This is a genomic window from Banduia mediterranea (assembly GCF_031846245.1).
GTDB lineage: Bacteria > Pseudomonadota > Gammaproteobacteria > Nevskiales > Nevskiaceae > Banduia > Banduia mediterranea.
Genome location: NZ_JAVRIC010000017.1, coordinates 1 through 16,666, shown reverse-complemented (window position 1 = coordinate 16,666; position 16,666 = coordinate 1). Strand labels below are relative to the sequence as shown.

Sequence of the window (16,666 nt, the reverse complement as noted above, 5' to 3'; positions counted from 1 at the left end):
TCAGGAATGAGCGACAACGAACTCCAGATCGACTTCAGCCTGAGTCGTCCTCCGCAATTGCTGCGAATGTCCACGCATCGCCGCTGGAACGGCATTCTCGGCATCAGCGGGCCGTCTGGCGCCGGCAAGACCAGTCTGCTGCGCGTGCTGGCCGGACTGGAGCCCCAGGCGCGGGGCCGCGTGCTTTTCAATGGCGAAGTGCTGCAGGACAGCGCGCAAGCCGTCTTCGTTGCCCCGCACCGGCGGCGGGTCGTCGCAGTGTTCCAGGATGCGCGCCTGTTCACGCATCTGGATGTTCTCGGCAACCTTGCCTACGCCGCACGCCGCGCCACCGCCACGCCCGCGCTGGATCGCGACACCGTGATTGCACTGCTGGGTCTGGCGCCCTTGCTGCAGCGCAAGGTCGACGGACTCTCCGGCGGCGAGACGCAGCGTGTGGCGATTGCTCGCGCGGTGCTGGCGGCACCTCGACTGCTGCTGCTCGACGAGCCGGTGTCCGCTCTGGACGCGCGTGGCCGTGACGAAGTGCTGAGTTGCATCGAACGCGTGCGAGACGCGAGCGGCTTGCCAATGCTATATGTGAGCCACGCCGGTGCCGAACTACGGCGATTGGCCACCCAAATTCTGGCTCTGGAAACCGAAGCGTACGGCGCATCCTGCGACGAAACGCCGCCCGGTACGATGGTGGACCCATGCTGAAAAGTGTCGAAGATGCGCTCAATCTGATCGCTGCGGCGACCCAACCGCTGCATGCCGTGCGCGTACCCCTGACCGAAGCCGTGCACTGCGTCCTGGCCGAACCGGCACGCGCGCATTTCGATCTGCCGCGCTTCACACAAAGCGCCGTGGACGGTTACGCACTGCGCCATCAGGATCTGACGGCACTGCCGCAGACCCTGCCGCTGAGCGGCCACGTCGCCGCGGCGGCGCAGTCGCAGGCACCGGACCTCAAGCCCGGCACGGCGATGCGCATCCTCACCGGCGGCATGCTGCCGAGCGGTGCCGACACCGTGGTCCGTCAGGAGAAAACCCGCAAGCGGAACGCCGCCATCGACATCGTCGAAGCGGTCGGTCCCGGCACCGACATTCGTCCGCAAGGCGAGGAATGCCGTGAGGGCAGCGTCATTGCAAAGGTCGGGACCCTGGTCACGCCGGCGCTGATCGCTCCGCTGGCGACGGCCGGCGTCGAAAATGTCAGCGTGCGCCAACCGCCGCGTATCGTGGTTCTGACCACCGGCGACGAAATCGTGTCGGATGGCAGCAAGCTGCGACTGGGCCAAATTCCGGATTCGAATGGCCCGCAGCTGGCCGCATGGTTGACGTCCTGGGGCATACCGCCGCTGCGCGTGGAGCATGTCCCTGACCACGAGGCGGACACCCGCAATGCTCTGGAACGTGCGTTCGCAGATGCCGACATGGTGCTGAGCTGCGGCGGCGTCTCGGTCGGCGACCATGACTACGTTCCAGCCGCGGCCAGGGCCATCGGCGCACGCGAGGTGTTGTGGAAGGTTGCGCAGAAGCCCGGCATGCCACTGTTCGTCGCCGAGCGTGCCGGCCGCCTGCTGTTCGGTTTGCCCGGAAATCCGGGCTCGGTGCTGGTCAACCTGCTGATCTACGTGCGTACGGCGATCCTGCGCATGCAGGGCATGGAGCCGCCGCGCGAATGGTCACGGTTCGCGACCGTCAAGGGCGAGACCATCCAGCCAGAACCGACCCGGGTACGCTGGGTGCGCGGCATCATCGACTACACCGACGACGGCCGCTGCAATTTCGAAGCCCTGGGCGGACAGGCCTCGCACATGCTCGGCAACCTGGCGCAGGCCAATGCCCTGGCCCGAATACCACGCGGCAGCACGGCACCCACCTGGGTGCGGTGGATGCCGATTTAACGTGAATCACGCACTGCGTGATGCCGAGCTACTCTCGCCCGCTTGCGGCATGGCCATTAGACATTCTTGTGTTCATTCCCAATCGATATTCAGGCGTATGCCCAGGCTGGTTCATGCAAACCTCGACAAACGCCGCTTTGGCTTACGAACAGTGATACGGGCCTGACCGGCTTTTGGATGCGGCCGGCCGGTGAACGGTTCGACACGCTTACAATCTCCTGATGGAACTTCTCGAATCACCGGCACTGGCGGCGGCCTGCAGCCTCGTCCTGGGCGTGCTGATCGGCATCGTCGTCACCGGACTGCTGCTACGGGGTCGCCTGCTGCGCAGTGACGCCCAGGTCGATGCGCAGCGCACCGAACTCGAACGGCAACGTGAACAGATCGACCGCGCGCAGGCGGAAAGTCGGCGTCTCGACAGCGAACTCGCCGCCAATCGCGCCACACTGGCCGCACAGCTCGAATCCTCCGCCGAGAAGCTCAAGCTGCTGGAATCCACGCGTGAGGAAATGGCCACGCGTTTCAAACAGCTGTCGCAGGAAATTCTCGAAGAGAAATCCAAGCGGTTTTCCGAGAGCAACCGCGAACAGATCGAAAATCTGCTGAATCCGCTGCGCGAGCGCATCGGTCATTTCGAACAACAGGTCAAACAGACCTACGAGCACGAAACCCGGGATCGCCTTGCGCTCAAGTCGGAAATCGTCAATCTGCAAAAGCTCTCGCAACAGGTTTCCTCGGATGCCAATAACCTCGCTAACGCACTGAAGGGCGAAACGAGAACACAGGGCGCCTGGGGCGAGATGATTCTGGAACGCATCTTCGAGCTGTCCGGGCTGGAGCGTGGGCGCGAATATGAGACCCAGGTCAACATCAGTATCGAAGGCGGCCGGCGCCGACCGGACGCGGTGGTGCATCTGCCGGACGGGCGCGATGTGATTGTGGATGCCAAGGTCTCGCTGACGGCGTTTTCCCGCCTCGGAGCGGCACTGGACGACAACGAGCGCCGCCAGCGGCTGGCCGAACACGTGCAATCGGTGCGCGGCCACATCAAGGGACTGTCGGTCAAGGAATACCAGGAGCTACCGGGCATCGAATCGCTGGACTTCGTGCTGATGTTCGTGCCGTCCGAAGCCGCCTACATCGAAGCCCTGCGGGCCGCGCCGGATCTGTATGAAGATGCGCTGGCGCGCAACGTGGCGCTGGTGTCGCCGTCGACCCTGCTGCCGACGCTGCGCACCGTGGAAAACCTCTGGAAAATCGAACGCCAGGGCCAGAACGCGCAAAAGATCGCCGAGGAGGCCGGCAAGCTCTACGACCAGTTCGTGCTGTTCGAGATGGCGCTGTCCGACGTCGGCGACAAGCTCGGCAAGGCCCAGAACGCCTACGACACAGCGCGCAAACGCCTCATCGACGGCCGCGGCAACCTCGTGCGCCGCACCGAGCAACTGCGGGTGATGGGCGCCCGCGCCAGCAAGGCGCTGCCGGCCGATCTGGTCCGCGAGGCGAACGAGGACAACGAAGCGCTTGAGGCGCCGGACGAGGCTGAAGGAAGCTGAGTCCCAGGGCTGAAAGCAACAGCTTTTGTTTCCTGCAAAGACGCTAAGGCGCAAAGAGAAGCAACCAGAAAATCGGTTCAAGTCTGTTGTTTTTATAGATTTTTATTTTTCTTGGCGGCTTTGCGCCTTTGCGCGAAACAAAAATCGGTTAGGCCGTCACCCAGCCGCAGGAACCTGCGGCCTCGCGGTGTAGTAATAGACCAGATGCAAGTAGATTTGCATATGGTCATACCAAGTGCAAACATGCTTGCATGCAGACTCGTCCATTATGGCAACGGCGAATCGAGGATCTGTGGCGGCAGCGCTCCGTACTCTGGCTGTCTGGCGTACGCCGCGTGGGCAAGACCACGCTGTGCCGTTCGCTGCCCGATATCGAATATTTCGACTGCGAACTGCCGCGAACACGACGGCTTATGGACGATCCGGAAGGCTTTCTCGAAAGCCTGGAAGGCCGGCGCGTTGTACTGGACGAGATTCACCGCCTGGACAATCCTTCGGAGCTTCTCAAGATCGCGGCCGACCACTTTCCGACAAGCCGCATCCTTGCAACCGGATCTTCCACACTCGGAGCCGCCAGCAAATTTCGCGATACGCTCGCCGGCCGCAAGGCGGAGCTGTGGCTGACACCGGCGACTTCCGCCGACACCCAGGCATTCCACACGCCGGATCTGGAGACGAGGCTGCATCGTGGCGGGCTGCCACCCTTCCTGCTCGCCGAATCCCTAGCCGAGCGGGATTTTCAGGAATGGATGGACGCGTACTGGGCCAAGGACATCCTGGAACTTTTCAGACTCGAACGGCGCCATTCCTTTCTGCGCTTTGTCGAACTCCTGCTCGCAGCCAGCGGCGGTATTTTCGAGGCCACCCGCTATGCACGGCCCTGCGAAGTCAGCCGGACAACCATCTCGAACTACCTCGCGGTCCTGGAATCAACCTTCGTCGCGCATGTCGTGCGTCCGTTTTCCACCGGAAAATCCGCGGAGATCGTTTCCGCACCAAAGGTCTACGGCTTCGATACAGGGTTTGTCAGCTACTACCGCGGCTGGTCGATGCTACGCCGGGAAGACCTGGGCCAACTCTGGGAGCATTATGTACTCAACGAACTGCATGCCCATTTTCAGCACCGACAAATTCAATACTGGCGCGACAAGCAAGGCCACGAGCTGGATTTCGTGCTGACGCGGCGTGGCGGCCCACCCGTCGCCATTGAATGCAAATGGTCGGCCGATGAATTCGATCCCTCGGCGCTGACGGTGTTTCGACGCAAATATCCGGAAGGAGAAAACTTTCTGGTCACGCAGGATGTCCCGCGCGTAACCCGGCGCCGTTACAAGGGGATGCCCGTCGTGGTGACACACTTGGCCGGGCTGATCGAGCGTCTCGGCTGAAGAGGCGGCCAGAGCAACCGCCCTTGTTTCTCGCAAAGGCGCAAGGACAAGCAACTGAAAAATCAGTTCAGGCCGTCGCCCCCCCCCACAGGAACTGCCGCCGCCGCCGCCGGCGGCGGTGCAGCCGAAGCGCGCCGTAGTACTTGAAGAACAAGTCAGCGTGTTCAGGGCCGTGCTCGCCTATGTTGCCGAACTTGGCAAGATCTGCGGGATCGAAACAGCCGGTGCTACTGCCGGAGGTGTTGCGCATGTCTGCTGTCCTGTGACCCGGGGCATCAGCGTTCACCCGAGCCGACTTCAAGTCAAACCTAAGTCAAACCTGGTGACAGGTTCAGCGCAAGCTCACCGCGAACGACGAGGATGCAATCCTCAGCCGAAGGAGAGCCCGTGATGACGATGAAACTGATTCCGTGATTCCCGCGCAATCCGCGCAGGGAATCACCCCTTCATAGGTGCCATAGACCGCGGTCGCACCGCCACTGGTTCCGCCGCAGGCGGACAGCGCCAGGAGAGTGAAGGCAAGCAGAGGTCGAAAGATCACTGGCATTGGAATCATCTCCGTCCGGTCGGTGCCGAGCCCAGGGCCGGCGTGCTACAGCAGCAGGTGCGCCAGCGGCACACTGAGCAGGGAAACCAGAGTACCTACACCGACGATGCTGTTGGCAAGCCTGGGATCGAGACCGAACTGTCCGGCAAGAATGCCGGCCGAGACCATCGGCGCCATCGCTGCTTCCAAGACGCTGACGGTCAGCGGCAGGCCACGAATCCCCAGGGGCACGCCGACCAGCCACACCAGCAGCGGCGCCAGCATCAGTTTCCAGCCCAGGCCCAGCACCAGCGGCGCGCGCTGGCCGCTCCCGAAACCCAGCTGAAACTGCAGGCCGACCGAGAACAGCGCCAGCGGCGTCAGCGTGCTGCCGAGGCGCGTGAGCACCTCGTCCACGACCGGCGGCCAACCTCCGGCCGCGGCGGCAATGAGTCCGATCACCAGACCGATGAACGGAGGGAATGTAAGTACGCGCCGGGCGATCGCGCGTGGATGCGGCTCGCGCCCGGCGTAGATCGCCGCAGCCACCACGGCGCCGGTGGACAGAACGATGAAGGTGCCGAGCTGGTCGCCCAGCACCGCCAGGCCCATCGCTTCACGACCGCGCAGGGCTTCGATCAGGGGATAACCCATGAAGGCGGTGTTGCCGAGCCCGCAGGTCAGCACGACTGCGCCGATGCGCCCACGCGACCATTGCAGGCGCCGGCCGATCCGGTCGAACAGCAGCCAGGAGCCGATGAACACCAGCCAGGGCGACAGCGCGAGATACCAGACGTCCAGACGGAAGTCGAGTTTCGGCAGCAGCTCCATGACCAGCGCCGGCAACGCCAAGTCGATGATCCAGGCATTGATCACGGCGGGCGCATCGCGCGGCAGACGGCCCGAGCGCGCGAACAGCACGCCGAGCCCCAGGCAGATCAGCAGTAGCAGGAACGAGGACATGAGTAACGTGTACCGATCGAGGCGCGCATTCTACGCACCCGCGCGGACGGCATCGCCGGACCGCGACCAAGGTCTGAGCGCAGAGCGTCTGACGAACCGATTTATTTCAGCAGGCGGTCGAATCCGAAGCTGCGCGGATTCAGCACATTGTTCGGGTCCAGGCGCCGCTTCTGGGCCAGCAAGCCTTCCAGCGTCTCGGGTGTCGTATGCGCCGCATACTCCTCGGCCCATTTCGGACCGATGCCGTGCTCGGCGCTGAAGGTGCCGCCATGGGCCAGCGTGACGTCGATCACGCGACGGATCAACGCGGCCGCACTGGCCTTGACCGGCGATTCGCGCGTACCCAACAGATGCAGATGCGCGCCACCGACGCCGGCATGGCCGAAAGCAATCCATTCGACCTGCGGAAAATCGGCTTCGAGCTGAGCCTGCAATCCGGCGAGATAGTCGCCGAATACCGCCACCGGCGTGGCCGTATCGAAGCTCAGCCGGCCACCGCCGAGTGCACGCATGCGATGGTTGCTGGCTTCGGTAATCGAATGACGGATCGCCTTGAGCACCGGCAGCGGTGCATAGCCGATCAGCTCATCCTGCAAATCCAGCTCACCCGCCAGGAATTCGTAGAGACGCGCCGCCAGATCGATGTTGGGGTCCGGGGTCTTGAGTTGCAGCAACACGAAATACGGCGCACCGGGATCGGTCTCGAACGGCCAACGAAAGGCGTCTCCGCGCAGGCCACGTACCAGTTCCAGCGCGCTGCGGCCGATGAACTCGAATTCCTCGACCTCACCCGGAAACGCGGCGCGTGCAGCGCCGAGTATCCGCATCGCGGCCGGCATGTCGGCCACCGGCAACATTGCGGCCTCGCGCTGCATTGGCACCGGATAGGTCCGCAGGCGCAACTGAGTGATCACGCCAAACGCACCCTGGCTGCCGATCAGGCCCCAGTCGGTATTCACGGATGCGGAATCGATCGCCAGCGCGTCCGGCGACGGCAGACGCCATCTGGTCGCTGTGCAGTTGCCGCTGGGTTCGCCATTGCCCCAGTAGCCGGATGCCGAGAGACACATATGGGTGGCCGTGCCGTAGCACACGGCATTGGCGCCGGCCGAGGCATTGGCGACACAGGCGCCGACCGTGGCGGCGCTGCTTGAGCCCATTTCCATCGGAAACATCAGATCGATCGGCGCGAGAATCTGGTTGAGCGCATCCACTGCCATCGCGCCCTCGACGAGGATGCTGGCGCCGTCGACGGACGGCTTGCCTGCGTCGCGCCACCAGGCCGCCAAGGCATCGCCGTGCGCCTCGGGCGCCAGGCCGGTCTCGAAATCGAAACTGCGCCCGTCCGCCAGACTGAAGCTCAGCGGCTGTTGCAGCTTCTCCAGCGACAGCACGATCTCGCCTTCGGGACGTTGCGCCTCGACCAGGCCGGTACGACCGGAGCTGATGACCAGCCGCGCACCCGTTTCATTGGCGGTGCGCAACATCTCGCCGACTTCGGATTCGCTGGCGGGAAGCAGCAGACCGGCGGCCTTGCCGGGCTCGCCACGTTCGGGGATTTCGTAGGCTTGCAGACGCGCGGGCGCGTCGCTGTAGTGATTCGGAAACCGCTGTTGCAGCGTGCTCATTCGGTACGATTCGGGCGTATGGACGCCCCCGGCAATACGGAAGCGCTCAGTCTATCAGCCTGCCGTCCTGCACCGGGACCGGCATGGACAAGCCGCGCCCACGGACCAACAATCGGCCGATGAGCGAACCGATCACCCCAGGGACCGAACAGGCACTTGTCGAAGCGGCGCAACTCGGAATGCGCCGGGCGTACACGCCTGTCAGCGGATTCGCAGTGGGCGCGGCGGTGCTGAGCGTCAGCGGCACGATCTATCCGGGCTGCAACATCGAAAGCGTGATTTCGGGCATGGGCGTGTGTGCGGAGCGCTGCGCGATCGATCACGCGGTTGCCAACGGCGAATACCGGTTTTCGGCGATCGCGGTGATCTCCGCCAAATCCGAGCCACTGTCGCCCTGCGGCATGTGCCTGCAGTACATCGGCGAGTTTTCGCAGGTCGCCGGGACCGACATCACGATTTTGATGTTCGGCGCCGACGGCAGTCTGCGGCGCAGCAGCGTGCGCGCGATGTCGCACGCGATCTTCGGGCCCGACGACCTTGGCCTGGATCTGAGCCGCTATCGCGAATGAGCCAGATGCAGCCTCAGCGATTGACCGTCCGCTCCCACATCTGCAGGTACAGCTCGGCCGAATTGTAGAGATCGGTGATGGCCTGCTCGCCACCTTCGATCCGCACCGCTTCCACCCAGTCGGCGATCATGCCGTACTGCGCCAGGCCTTCGGAATTGATGTCGAAGTAGCGGCCGCCTTCGGGGACCGCGCTCTGTTCGAACACCAGAGGCTGCAGACCGTCGAACTGGGGTCCCCAGCCCGTGCCGCTGAACAGGGTGAACGGATACTGCACGGGCTCGGCATCCGAGCCGCGCGGCGGCGACTGATGCGCCAGGCCGTTCATGTCGGCACCGTAGCCCATCGCGAACAGATAGTCGGGACTTTTGACCGTGCGCAGCAGTTCGCGCTGTTCGTTGTACTTGATGCCATTGCCCTTGGCCGGATACAGCAGGCCGCCATCGGCGAGCAGGCGTCGCGCCTGTTCCATGCTGATGCCGCCGTGGCCGCCATGCGTCGAAACCAAGGGATACGCCGGGCTGTGTTCTTCGGCCATGTCGAGCAGCTGGGTCTTCATCTTGAGGTCCATGTGGTCGACCTCGATGATGATCTTCTTGTCCATCAGCCGCTCCATTGCGTAGCGGCCGAGGTCCGTGAACCAGCGCGAGTTGCATTGCTTGCCGGTGGGATACAAGGGCACCAGCCCCTGCGTCAGATTGGTCAGCAGATCCACCAGGGGATTGAGCGAATCGATCGGCAGCGAGGTGGTCATGTCCGCACCGGCGTCGAAGAAATACGGCTGGTCGGGGCAGGTATAGGTTTCCCAGAATCCAAGGGTATCAACGAAGTTGCCCACGTTTAGAATCAGTCCGTCAAAGATGCCGTTGCCGCCGAGGCTGTTGTCGAATTCGTGCAGCGGGAACATCTGCCGTACGCCCAGGTTGTAGAGACGGTCCAGCTGAGTATCGATCTCGGTTTTGTCACAACCGTTGATATCCGGTGTGAGTCCGCCGACCTTGATGACCTGACAGTTGAAGATGTGCGAAATCTCGATGCCCAGCACCACTGCGAGCTTGCCCTCGTTGATGATGGAACGCGCCTCCTGCGGCGACTCGACGATACGGAACCAACCCTTGCCGGGGCCACCGGACTGGGCATCGATGTAGTCCTCCAGATCGTGCATGTACTGGATCTGCTCGATCGAGCTTTCCATTTCATTGCAGCGCGGCGGTACCACCAGCTCGGTCAGGTTGTGGACGATGTCGCTGACGTTGATGTCCAGTGCATTGGCCACATCGACCACCGACTGCAGCGCGCACAAGACCTGGTTCTCGACCAGATCGTTGACCATGATGCGCATACCGGCCATGTACGCACGTTCGATCCAACGGTAGTACATGCCCTCGTGCATCAGCGAATTGCGATTCGGCCAGTCGACGAAGGTCGGCCAGCCCTGGGTGTCATGGGCTGCCAGCGGGTTGACGCTTTCACCCCCCATCAGATTGCCCACCAAATCCAGTATGCCGTTCGGACCGTGCTGCACACTGCAGTCACCTAGCGCTTCGGTCACACCGTATTTATGGAACGGCTGCCCGTAGTGCCCGCCACCGAGGAAAGTGGTGGCGCTGGCGTGGGCGTGTACTTCGGCGAAGCCGAGTACCGGCTGGTCCACGCCGCGGCCCTTAAAGGTCTGTCCCTGCACATCGAGCGCAATCTCGGGGAACGGTACGCAACCGCGTGCCGCGGCGAACGCGAAATCGAACGGCTCGGTCGCCAGCTCGAACAGACCGCTTTCCTCGTTGACGGCGAGATAACGGTCGGCCAGTTCGGAATACAGCGTGAATTGGGCGTCTCCGCGTTCGAGTACGGTCCAGTCGGCCTCGGCGCAGGGGTCAGCCACACTGCCTACGAGCATCCGGGTCTCGCCCAATGCCGCCGCTCCGCGGACGGCGAGCATCGTCTCATTGTCGGAATAGAGGAAATACTTGCCGAGCGCGGTCGGCTTCATGAACAGCGGCGTGGCGGCAGCGACATCGCCAGCGGCGGCGATATAGCCGCCCTCTTCGTCACGCAACGCGTACTCGCCACTATCGACCGCCTGCAGGGCGTAACAGCCATTGGCCATGTCATAACGCGTCAACGGCGCTGGCGTCGGATCCGGGTCCTGCGGCGTATCGCCACCTCCGACCTCGCTCGACCCGCCGCATGCCCCCAGCAACAGCGCGGCACCCAACAGCGCCGTCCGACATCCGTGTCGCTTCATGGTAAGTCTCTCCCGGATTCCCTAGCCGATACTGCTCGTATACAGGGCTGGTTTTTCCAGCTGAACAGTGTCATTCACTGAGCATGCTAAGACTCGATGGACATCAAGAGGCTGACATTTACCGCCACCGGTCTGCTCATGCTGTTCGGCCTTTTCCTATGGATGAAGCCGGCGCCGGAGCCGGCCGCGAAGGCTCCGCCCGCGGCAGAAGAAATGATCGAAGGCTCGGCTCCGGCTGCGGCCTTGCAAGCCGACATTCCTGAACTCGATAAAAGCGATGGAACCGTTCCGGCGCTGCAGCCGCAGCGTTTCGAGTGGACGGCGTCGAACGGTCGCCGTGCGTCGGGTCCGGAGCGGGTCGTCGTCCATGTCGGTGACACGGTGTCGCTGACGCTGCACTCCGATCAGCCCGAGGAGCTGCACCTGCATGGCTACGACCTTCATCAGCATGTGCACGCAGACCAGGCGGCGACACTGGAGTTCATCGCCAAACATGCCGGCCGTTTCGCGCTGGAGCTGCATCATTCCGACGTCGAACTGACCGTCGTGGAAGTTCAACCCTGATGGACCGCCACAGGCTTCCATGCTGGCGTAGCCTGGCGGCGCTGGCATTGATGGGCGCACCGTCTGCAGCATTCGCGCATTCCTTCGGGCAGGTCTACAACCTGCCGGTTCCGGTGTGGCTCTATCTGTATGGCGCCGCCGCCGCGCTCATCCTGTCTTTCGTCGTGGTCGGCTATTTCGCGACGGAAAGCGACAACGAGCATCCGGCACATGGCATCGAGCTTGGCGAAAGCCTGGGCGTCCGCCTACTACGCCGCATTCGGCTGACGGGATTGTTGCGTATCGTCGCCGTGCTGATGCTGGTGCTGTGCATCGTCAGCGGACTGTTCGGTACCCGTAATGCCTACGGCAATTTCAACATGACTTTTTTCTGGGTCGTGTTCATCCTCGGGCTCGGCTACTTCACGGCGATCTGCGGCGACAGCTATGCCGTACTCAGCCCTTGGCGCACGCTCGCCGACCTGATCGGTCGGTTTTGGGGTTCGTACGCGCGCGGGCGCCTGCGCTACCCGCCCTGGCTCGGCTATTGGCCAGCGCTGCTGCTGTACATGGGTTTCGTATGGATCGAGCTGTTCGGCAATACGCGACCGTACTCGCTGTCCGTGATCCTGGCGGTCTACACCGTACTCAACCTGATCGGCGTCTGGCTGCTTGGCAAGACAGCTTGGTTTCGTTACTGCGAATTCCTGGCCGTCTATTTCCGGCTGCTCGCCAAAGCGGCGCCGATTGAATACCGCCCGAGAGAACCCGGATCCGGACGCCTGCGTCTACGCTGGCCCTTTTCTGGCCTGCTTGAGGAGCGCGCTGACAGCATCAGCCTGCTGCTGTTCGTGCTGTTCATGCTGTCTTCGACCGCCTTCGACGGCTTGCACGAAACCGTCATCTGGATGCGTTGGTTCTGGCTGGATATCTACAAGTCGCTCACGCCCTGGATCAGCCCCAATCCGTTCCTTGCCTACCCGACGCTGCGCAAGCTCTATCTCGGCTACCAGACCACGGCGCTGGTGCTGTCGCCGTTTCTGTACTTGATGGTCTACCTGCTGTTCGTCTGGCTGGCGAAACACGCGGCGCGCAGCACGCTGCCGCTCCGAGTATTGGCGCTACGCTTCACCTATTCGCTGATTCCGATCGCGCTGGTCTACAACATCACGCACTACTACACGCTATTGCTGACGCAAGGTCCGAAGATCATCAGCCTAGCCTCCGATCCGCTGGGCCGGCGCTGGGACTTGTTCGGCACGGCCGGCTGGTTTCGCGCACCGTTCATTCCTGACATGGGAACGGTCTGGAATGTACAGGTGGGCCTGATTGTGCTCGGACATATGGTCAGCGTCTATCTTGCGCATGTGGAAGCCCTGCGCCTGTTCCCCAAGCGCTCGCAGGCCATAGCGAGTCAGCTGCCAATGCTGTTGCTGATGGTGTTGTTCACCACCGCGGGGCTGTGGATACTCTCGCAGCCGATCAAGCCGGGCGCATAGCGTGCACCGACACGCTCCCTGCACAGCTCATCGCGTACAGGTCGCCGGCACGATCCGGAATTTGTGAGAGCTTCGGTGACCGTATGGATCGCCAGGCAAGCCCTCCCACAGAAAAGGGCGCCCGAAGGCGCCCTCGATCCAGCTGTTGAGGCTTATTTTCCGAGCACCCGGAATTCCACGCGGCGGTTCTGTGCGCGCCCGGTCGAAGCCGGCGGCGAGCAACAATCAGAACGCGGCAGCCAGCGCGCGTATCGACCCGTCGATCGAAAACGCCTAGGCACGCGCTCCGACCCCGGCCAGCTCCATCGACAGATCGATGCTGTCGACGGTGCTGACGGCGAGTTGTTCGTCGGCGAAATTCATCGGATCCTCAAACTAACCACCTGAGCGTGCCGGAAGCGATCAGTCCACCCGCACCTTGTCCAACCCCTTGCCGCGCTTCCACATGTAGCCGACGCTGGTCAGCGTCAGCGCGGCACCGATCAGCACGCCGGGCACGGCCCCGAGGAAACGCACCATGGCGCTGGAGGTGAAGGCGCCGAGTTCATTGGAAGCGGACACGAAGATGCTGGAAACCGACAACACCCGGCCGCGCACATGGTCCGGCGGCAGCGCCTGCAGGATGGTCTGCCGGATGACGACGCTGACAGCGTCGAAAATGCCGGTCAGGAACAGCGCCAGTACCGACAGCCAGAACAGCTTGGACACCGCGAACACCAGCGTTGCCATGCCGAAGCCGACCACGGCCAGCAGCAGGTTGCGCCAGGGTCGGTGCGTGGGCGTGAAGGCGGTGCAGATCAGCATGGTCAGCATCGCGCCCACGGCTGGCGCGGCACGCAGAATGCCGAGACCCTGCGGCCCGACGTGAAGTATGTCGATCGAGAACACCGGCAGAATTGCGATCACGCCACCACAGAGCACCGCGACCATGTCCAGCGTGATCGCGTACAGGATCAGCGGCGAACGCCACACGAAACCCAGGCCTTCGCCCAGACTCTTCCACACCGACTCGCGCCTGGGGATTTCACGCGGCGGATGCGCGGACATGCGCAGCGTCGCCAGCAATGACAACACCATCATCGCCACCACGATCAGCAGCGTGCCGTTGACCTCGAAACCAGCGATCAGGAAACCGGCCAGCGCCGGGCCGGTGATCGCGCCACCCTGCCAGAAGGTGCTGCTCCAGGCCGAGGCATTGGAATAGATTTCGCGCGGTACCAGTTCCGCGCGCAGCGAGGACATCGCCGGCGAATAGAAGGCGCGGGCAAAGCCCATCGCCGCCATGGTGGCGTAGATCAACGTAAGTTCGTTGGCATCCGCGATGCTGCTGTCGCTGCGCGAGGACCACATGATCCAGGCCAGCACCACCGAGCCCAGCAGCATCACCCCCTGCGCCATCGCCATCAGCCGGCGCTTGTCGCGGCGGTCCGCGACATGCCCGCCGAACAGCGCCACGGCCATGAACGGAATCACCTGCGCCAGCCCCACCAAACCCAGCATCAAGGCATTGCCGGTGATGCGGTAAAGCTCATAGCCGATCGTGACTTCCTGGATCAGACGGCCGCAGGTCAGCAGCACATTGGCCAGAATCAGGTTGCGGAATTCGGGGTAACGCAGCGCCGCGAAGGCGTCCTTGCGCGGCGGCGCGGCGTTCGGTGTGGAATCGGGGGGCATGAGCGGGCGCGATTTTCGCAGATTCGCCCGATCAATGTGTGCCTGCGACGTTTGCCGCCAGCCACAAGCGCGGCGATCATGCCGTCCCCCGCCGTGGACCGATGCCGACCAAGCCGATGCGCGTGCTGCTGATCGAAGACGACCGCATGATCGCCGAAGGCGTGCGCACCGCGCTGCGCCAGGAGGGCTATGCCGTGGACTGGCTGGCCGATGGAAGGGACGCGGACACCAGTCTGCGCGCCACGCGTTTCGACTGCATTCTGCTGGACCTTGGCCTGCCACGCATGGACGGCCTGCAGGTTCTGCGTGCACTGCGTGGCCGCGGCGACGACACGCCGGTGCTGATCCTGACGGCACGGGATGCGGTGCCGGAACGCGTCGCCGGGCTGGACGCCGGCGCCGACGACTATCTGATCAAACCCTTCGATCTCGACGAGCTGTCGGCGCGGCTGCGCTCCCTGCTGCGGCGTGGCGCCGGCCGGGCCGAACCGGTGATCGAACATCGCGGCATCCGCATGGATCCGGCCACGCGCGAAGTGCGCCTCCAGGATCGGCCGGTGCGGCTGTCGGCACGCGAATTCGCCGTGCTCGAAGCGCTGTTGCGGCGCCCCGGCACGGTGCTGTCGCGGGCGCAGCTCGAGGAGCATCTGTACGGCTGGGGCGAGGAAGTCGAAAGCAATGCCGTGGAGGTCTACATCCACGGTCTGCGGCGCAAGCTCGGCAGCGACAGCATCCGCACACTGCGCGGCGTCGGCTACAGCGTGCCGACATGAGCGCGCGCTGATGCGCTCGATCCGCGCCCGCCTGTTTGCCGGCCTGCTGCTGATGTTCGTGGCGGTGGCCGCACTGGTCGGCCTGCTGACCTATCAGCGCATCCTCGAGGAAACCTCGGAGCTGTTCGATTACCAGTTGCGTCAGATGGCCCTGTCGCTGCGCGACCAGGGTTCTGTGGCGCCGCGCCTGCAACTCGGCGCCGAGGACAGCAATTCCGACTTCGTGATCCAGATCTGGGACCTGTTCGGCACGCGCATCTACCTGTCGCGGCCCGGTCTGCCGCCGATCAATCAGGCGATCCTCGGTTACTCCGATCTCACTCTGCAGGGCGAACGCTGGCGCGTGTTCGGCCTGCAGACCCTGGGTCGCGTGATCCAGGTGGCGCAACCCTGGCAGGTGCGCCAGCACCTTGCGGGCCGCGCCGCCTTGCGCGCGATGATTCCGTTGCTGCTGTTCCCGCCGCTGATGGCCCTGGCGATCTGGTGGATCGTGACGCGCGCGCTGGCGCCCTTGCGGCGCGCCGCCGACGAAGTTCAGAAACTCGATGCCGGCACTCTTGAAGCCGTGACCACGCACGGCATGCCCACGGAAGTCGCTCCGCTGGTACTCGAACTCAACCGCCTGCTCGCGCGTCTGTCGCAGGCCATCGAGATACAACGCAGTTTCGTGGCCGATGCGGCGCACGAATTGCGCACACCGCTCACTGCGGTGCGTCTGCAATTGCAATTGCTGGCACGCGCGCCGGACGATTCGGCGCGGCAGGATGCGCTCGCGCGACTCGGCGAGGCGGTGGACCGCGCCGGGCATCTGGTCGCGCAGTTGCTGACGCTGGCGCGCAGCGAACCGGGCGGCGCGAATCCGTCCTTTGCGCGGCTGCGATTCGACGAAGTGGTGCGCGCCGGCGTCGCGGACGCCGCCGCCCATGCGCAGTCACGCGGCTCCGAACTGAGTCTGGAGGCCGCGGATACACCCGTGACCATTGAAGGCGAGGCCGAATCGCTGCGGGTATTGGTTCGCAATCTCTGCGACAACGCGCTGCGCTATTCACCGGCCGGTGGCACGGTGCGGCTGCAACTGGAATCGTTCGGGAAAGCGGTGCGTCTGACCGTGGACGACAGCGGGCCGGGCATCCCGGCGCAGGAACGCGAACGCGTGTTCGACCGCTTCCATCGCCGCAGCGGCTCGACCGAAGGCGGCAGCGGCCTGGGCTTGGCGATCGTCAAGGCGATCGCTGAACGCCACGCTGCGATGCTGGAGCTGGGCGATTCACCCTTGGGTGGCCTGCGGGTGATGCTGGAGTTCAGGAACGCGGCCGGGTGATCGCGCACAGAGTCTAGTGTTGTGTCCCGGAAATTCACATCAATATTCGATCTGTCATCCCCGCGTAGGCGGGGGTCCAGTGCCCGGAAAAATCA

The 16,666-nt window shown here is 63.7% G+C and carries 14 protein-coding genes; 9 read left to right on the top strand and 5 right to left on the bottom strand.

Annotated elements, in window-relative coordinates; all coding sequences use genetic code 11:
* Positions 1-6: 6 nt before the first annotated feature.
* The 4 genes from RM530_RS12040 to RM530_RS12025 all read left to right on the top strand — a co-directional run bounded on the left by RM530_RS12040 (position 7) and on the right by RM530_RS12025 (position 4,833).
* Positions 7-699 carry an ATP-binding cassette domain-containing protein gene (locus tag RM530_RS12040; RefSeq protein ID WP_311365480.1) on the top strand — a complete coding sequence of 231 codons (693 nt, stop codon included), beginning with the start codon at positions 7-9 and terminating at the stop codon, positions 697-699.
* A complete protein-coding gene (locus RM530_RS12035) occupies positions 693-1,889 on the top strand; it encodes a molybdopterin molybdotransferase MoeA (RefSeq protein ID WP_311365479.1) in 1,197 nt (398 codons plus the stop codon). Before RM530_RS12040 ends, RM530_RS12035 begins: the two co-directional genes overlap by 7 nt.
* A 221-nt stretch (positions 1,890-2,110) precedes the next feature.
* The gene (locus RM530_RS12030; RefSeq protein ID WP_311365478.1) at positions 2,111-3,445 is read left to right on the top strand and encodes a DNA recombination protein RmuC; all 1,335 of its coding nucleotides are present in this window, start codon (positions 2,111-2,113) and stop codon (positions 3,443-3,445) included.
* Between the two features lie 251 nt (positions 3,446-3,696).
* Entirely contained in the window at positions 3,697-4,833 is a 1,137-nt protein-coding gene (locus tag RM530_RS12025) for an ATP-binding protein (RefSeq protein WP_311365477.1), read from the top strand.
* Positions 4,834-4,900: 67 nt separating this feature from the next.
* Here the strand turns inward: RM530_RS12025 and RM530_RS12020 are convergent, their stop codons facing one another.
* The 3 genes from RM530_RS12020 to RM530_RS12010 form a co-directional block, all read right to left on the bottom strand.
* Positions 4,901-5,083 (bottom strand): carboxymuconolactone decarboxylase family protein, encoded by a 183-nt coding sequence (locus RM530_RS12020; RefSeq protein ID WP_311365476.1) that lies wholly within the window; start codon positions 5,081-5,083, stop codon positions 4,901-4,903.
* Positions 5,084-5,425: 342 nt separating this feature from the next.
* On the bottom strand, positions 5,426-6,322 hold the full coding sequence (locus RM530_RS12015) for an AEC family transporter (protein ID WP_311365475.1): 897 nt from the start codon (positions 6,320-6,322) through the stop codon (positions 5,426-5,428).
* Between the two features lie 101 nt (positions 6,323-6,423).
* Positions 6,424-7,950: an FAD-binding oxidoreductase gene (locus tag RM530_RS12010; RefSeq protein ID WP_311365474.1), complete on the bottom strand. Its 1,527-nt coding sequence runs from the start codon at positions 7,948-7,950 to the stop codon at positions 6,424-6,426.
* A 119-nt stretch (positions 7,951-8,069) separates the two neighbouring features.
* On the opposite strand from RM530_RS12010, the gene RM530_RS12005 reads away from it, so the two are divergent.
* On the top strand, positions 8,070-8,519 hold the full coding sequence (locus RM530_RS12005) for a cytidine deaminase (RefSeq protein ID WP_311365473.1): 450 nt from the start codon (positions 8,070-8,072) through the stop codon (positions 8,517-8,519).
* Between the two features lie 13 nt (positions 8,520-8,532).
* Here the strand turns inward: RM530_RS12005 and RM530_RS12000 are convergent, their stop codons facing one another.
* Entirely contained in the window at positions 8,533-10,761 is a 2,229-nt protein-coding gene (locus RM530_RS12000; protein WP_311365472.1) for an amidohydrolase family protein, read from the bottom strand.
* Positions 10,762-10,857: 96 nt separating this feature from the next.
* Here RM530_RS12000 and RM530_RS11995 point away from each other — a divergent pair, with 96 nt between their 5' ends.
* Positions 10,858-11,325 carry a cupredoxin domain-containing protein gene (locus RM530_RS11995; RefSeq protein ID WP_311365471.1) on the top strand — a complete coding sequence of 156 codons (468 nt, stop codon included), beginning with the start codon at positions 10,858-10,860 and terminating at the stop codon, positions 11,323-11,325.
* The gene (locus tag RM530_RS11990; RefSeq protein WP_311365470.1) at positions 11,325-12,803 is read left to right on the top strand and encodes a hypothetical protein; all 1,479 of its coding nucleotides are present in this window, start codon (positions 11,325-11,327) and stop codon (positions 12,801-12,803) included. Before RM530_RS11995 ends, RM530_RS11990 begins: the two co-directional genes overlap by 1 nt.
* A 402-nt stretch (positions 12,804-13,205) precedes the next feature.
* On the opposite strand, the gene RM530_RS11985 is transcribed toward RM530_RS11990, so the two are convergent.
* Positions 13,206-14,477, bottom strand: a complete 1,272-nt coding sequence (locus RM530_RS11985) for an MFS transporter (RefSeq protein WP_311365469.1) — start codon at positions 14,475-14,477, stop codon at positions 13,206-13,208.
* A 116-nt stretch (positions 14,478-14,593) separates the two neighbouring features.
* On the opposite strand from RM530_RS11985, the gene RM530_RS11980 reads away from it, so the two are divergent.
* Both RM530_RS11980 and RM530_RS11975 read left to right on the top strand, forming a co-directional pair.
* Positions 14,594-15,250: a response regulator gene (locus RM530_RS11980; RefSeq protein ID WP_349256229.1), complete on the top strand. Its 657-nt coding sequence runs from the start codon at positions 14,594-14,596 to the stop codon at positions 15,248-15,250.
* A gap of 10 nt (positions 15,251-15,260) precedes the next feature.
* The gene (locus tag RM530_RS11975; protein ID WP_311365467.1) at positions 15,261-16,571 is read left to right on the top strand and encodes an ATP-binding protein; all 1,311 of its coding nucleotides are present in this window, start codon (positions 15,261-15,263) and stop codon (positions 16,569-16,571) included.
* The last annotated feature ends 95 nt before the right edge of the window (positions 16,572-16,666 follow it).

Coding starts and splice junctions, on each gene's coding strand:
- RM530_RS12040 (WP_311365480.1), top strand. CDS start 7: ATGAGCGACAACGAACTCCAGATCGACTTCAGCCTGAGTCGTCCTCCG.
- RM530_RS12035 (WP_311365479.1), top strand. CDS start 693: ATGCTGAAAAGTGTCGAAGATGCGCTCAATCTGATCGCTGCGGCGACC.
- RM530_RS12030 (WP_311365478.1), top strand. CDS start 2,111: ATGGAACTTCTCGAATCACCGGCACTGGCGGCGGCCTGCAGCCTCGTC.
- RM530_RS12025 (WP_311365477.1), top strand. CDS start 3,697: ATGCAGACTCGTCCATTATGGCAACGGCGAATCGAGGATCTGTGGCGG.
- RM530_RS12020 (WP_311365476.1), bottom strand. CDS start 5,083: ATGCGCAACACCTCCGGCAGTAGCACCGGCTGTTTCGATCCCGCAGAT.
- RM530_RS12015 (WP_311365475.1), bottom strand. CDS start 6,322: ATGTCCTCGTTCCTGCTACTGCTGATCTGCCTGGGGCTCGGCGTGCTG.
- RM530_RS12010 (WP_311365474.1), bottom strand. CDS start 7,950: ATGAGCACGCTGCAACAGCGGTTTCCGAATCACTACAGCGACGCGCCC.
- RM530_RS12005 (WP_311365473.1), top strand. CDS start 8,070: ATGAGCGAACCGATCACCCCAGGGACCGAACAGGCACTTGTCGAAGCG.
- RM530_RS12000 (WP_311365472.1), bottom strand. CDS start 10,761: ATGAAGCGACACGGATGTCGGACGGCGCTGTTGGGTGCCGCGCTGTTG.
- RM530_RS11995 (WP_311365471.1), top strand. CDS start 10,858: ATGGACATCAAGAGGCTGACATTTACCGCCACCGGTCTGCTCATGCTG.
- RM530_RS11990 (WP_311365470.1), top strand. CDS start 11,325: ATGGACCGCCACAGGCTTCCATGCTGGCGTAGCCTGGCGGCGCTGGCA.
- RM530_RS11985 (WP_311365469.1), bottom strand. CDS start 14,477: ATGCCCCCCGATTCCACACCGAACGCCGCGCCGCCGCGCAAGGACGCC.
- RM530_RS11980 (WP_349256229.1), top strand. CDS start 14,594: ATGCGCGTGCTGCTGATCGAAGACGACCGCATGATCGCCGAAGGCGTG.
- RM530_RS11975 (WP_311365467.1), top strand. CDS start 15,261: ATGCGCTCGATCCGCGCCCGCCTGTTTGCCGGCCTGCTGCTGATGTTC.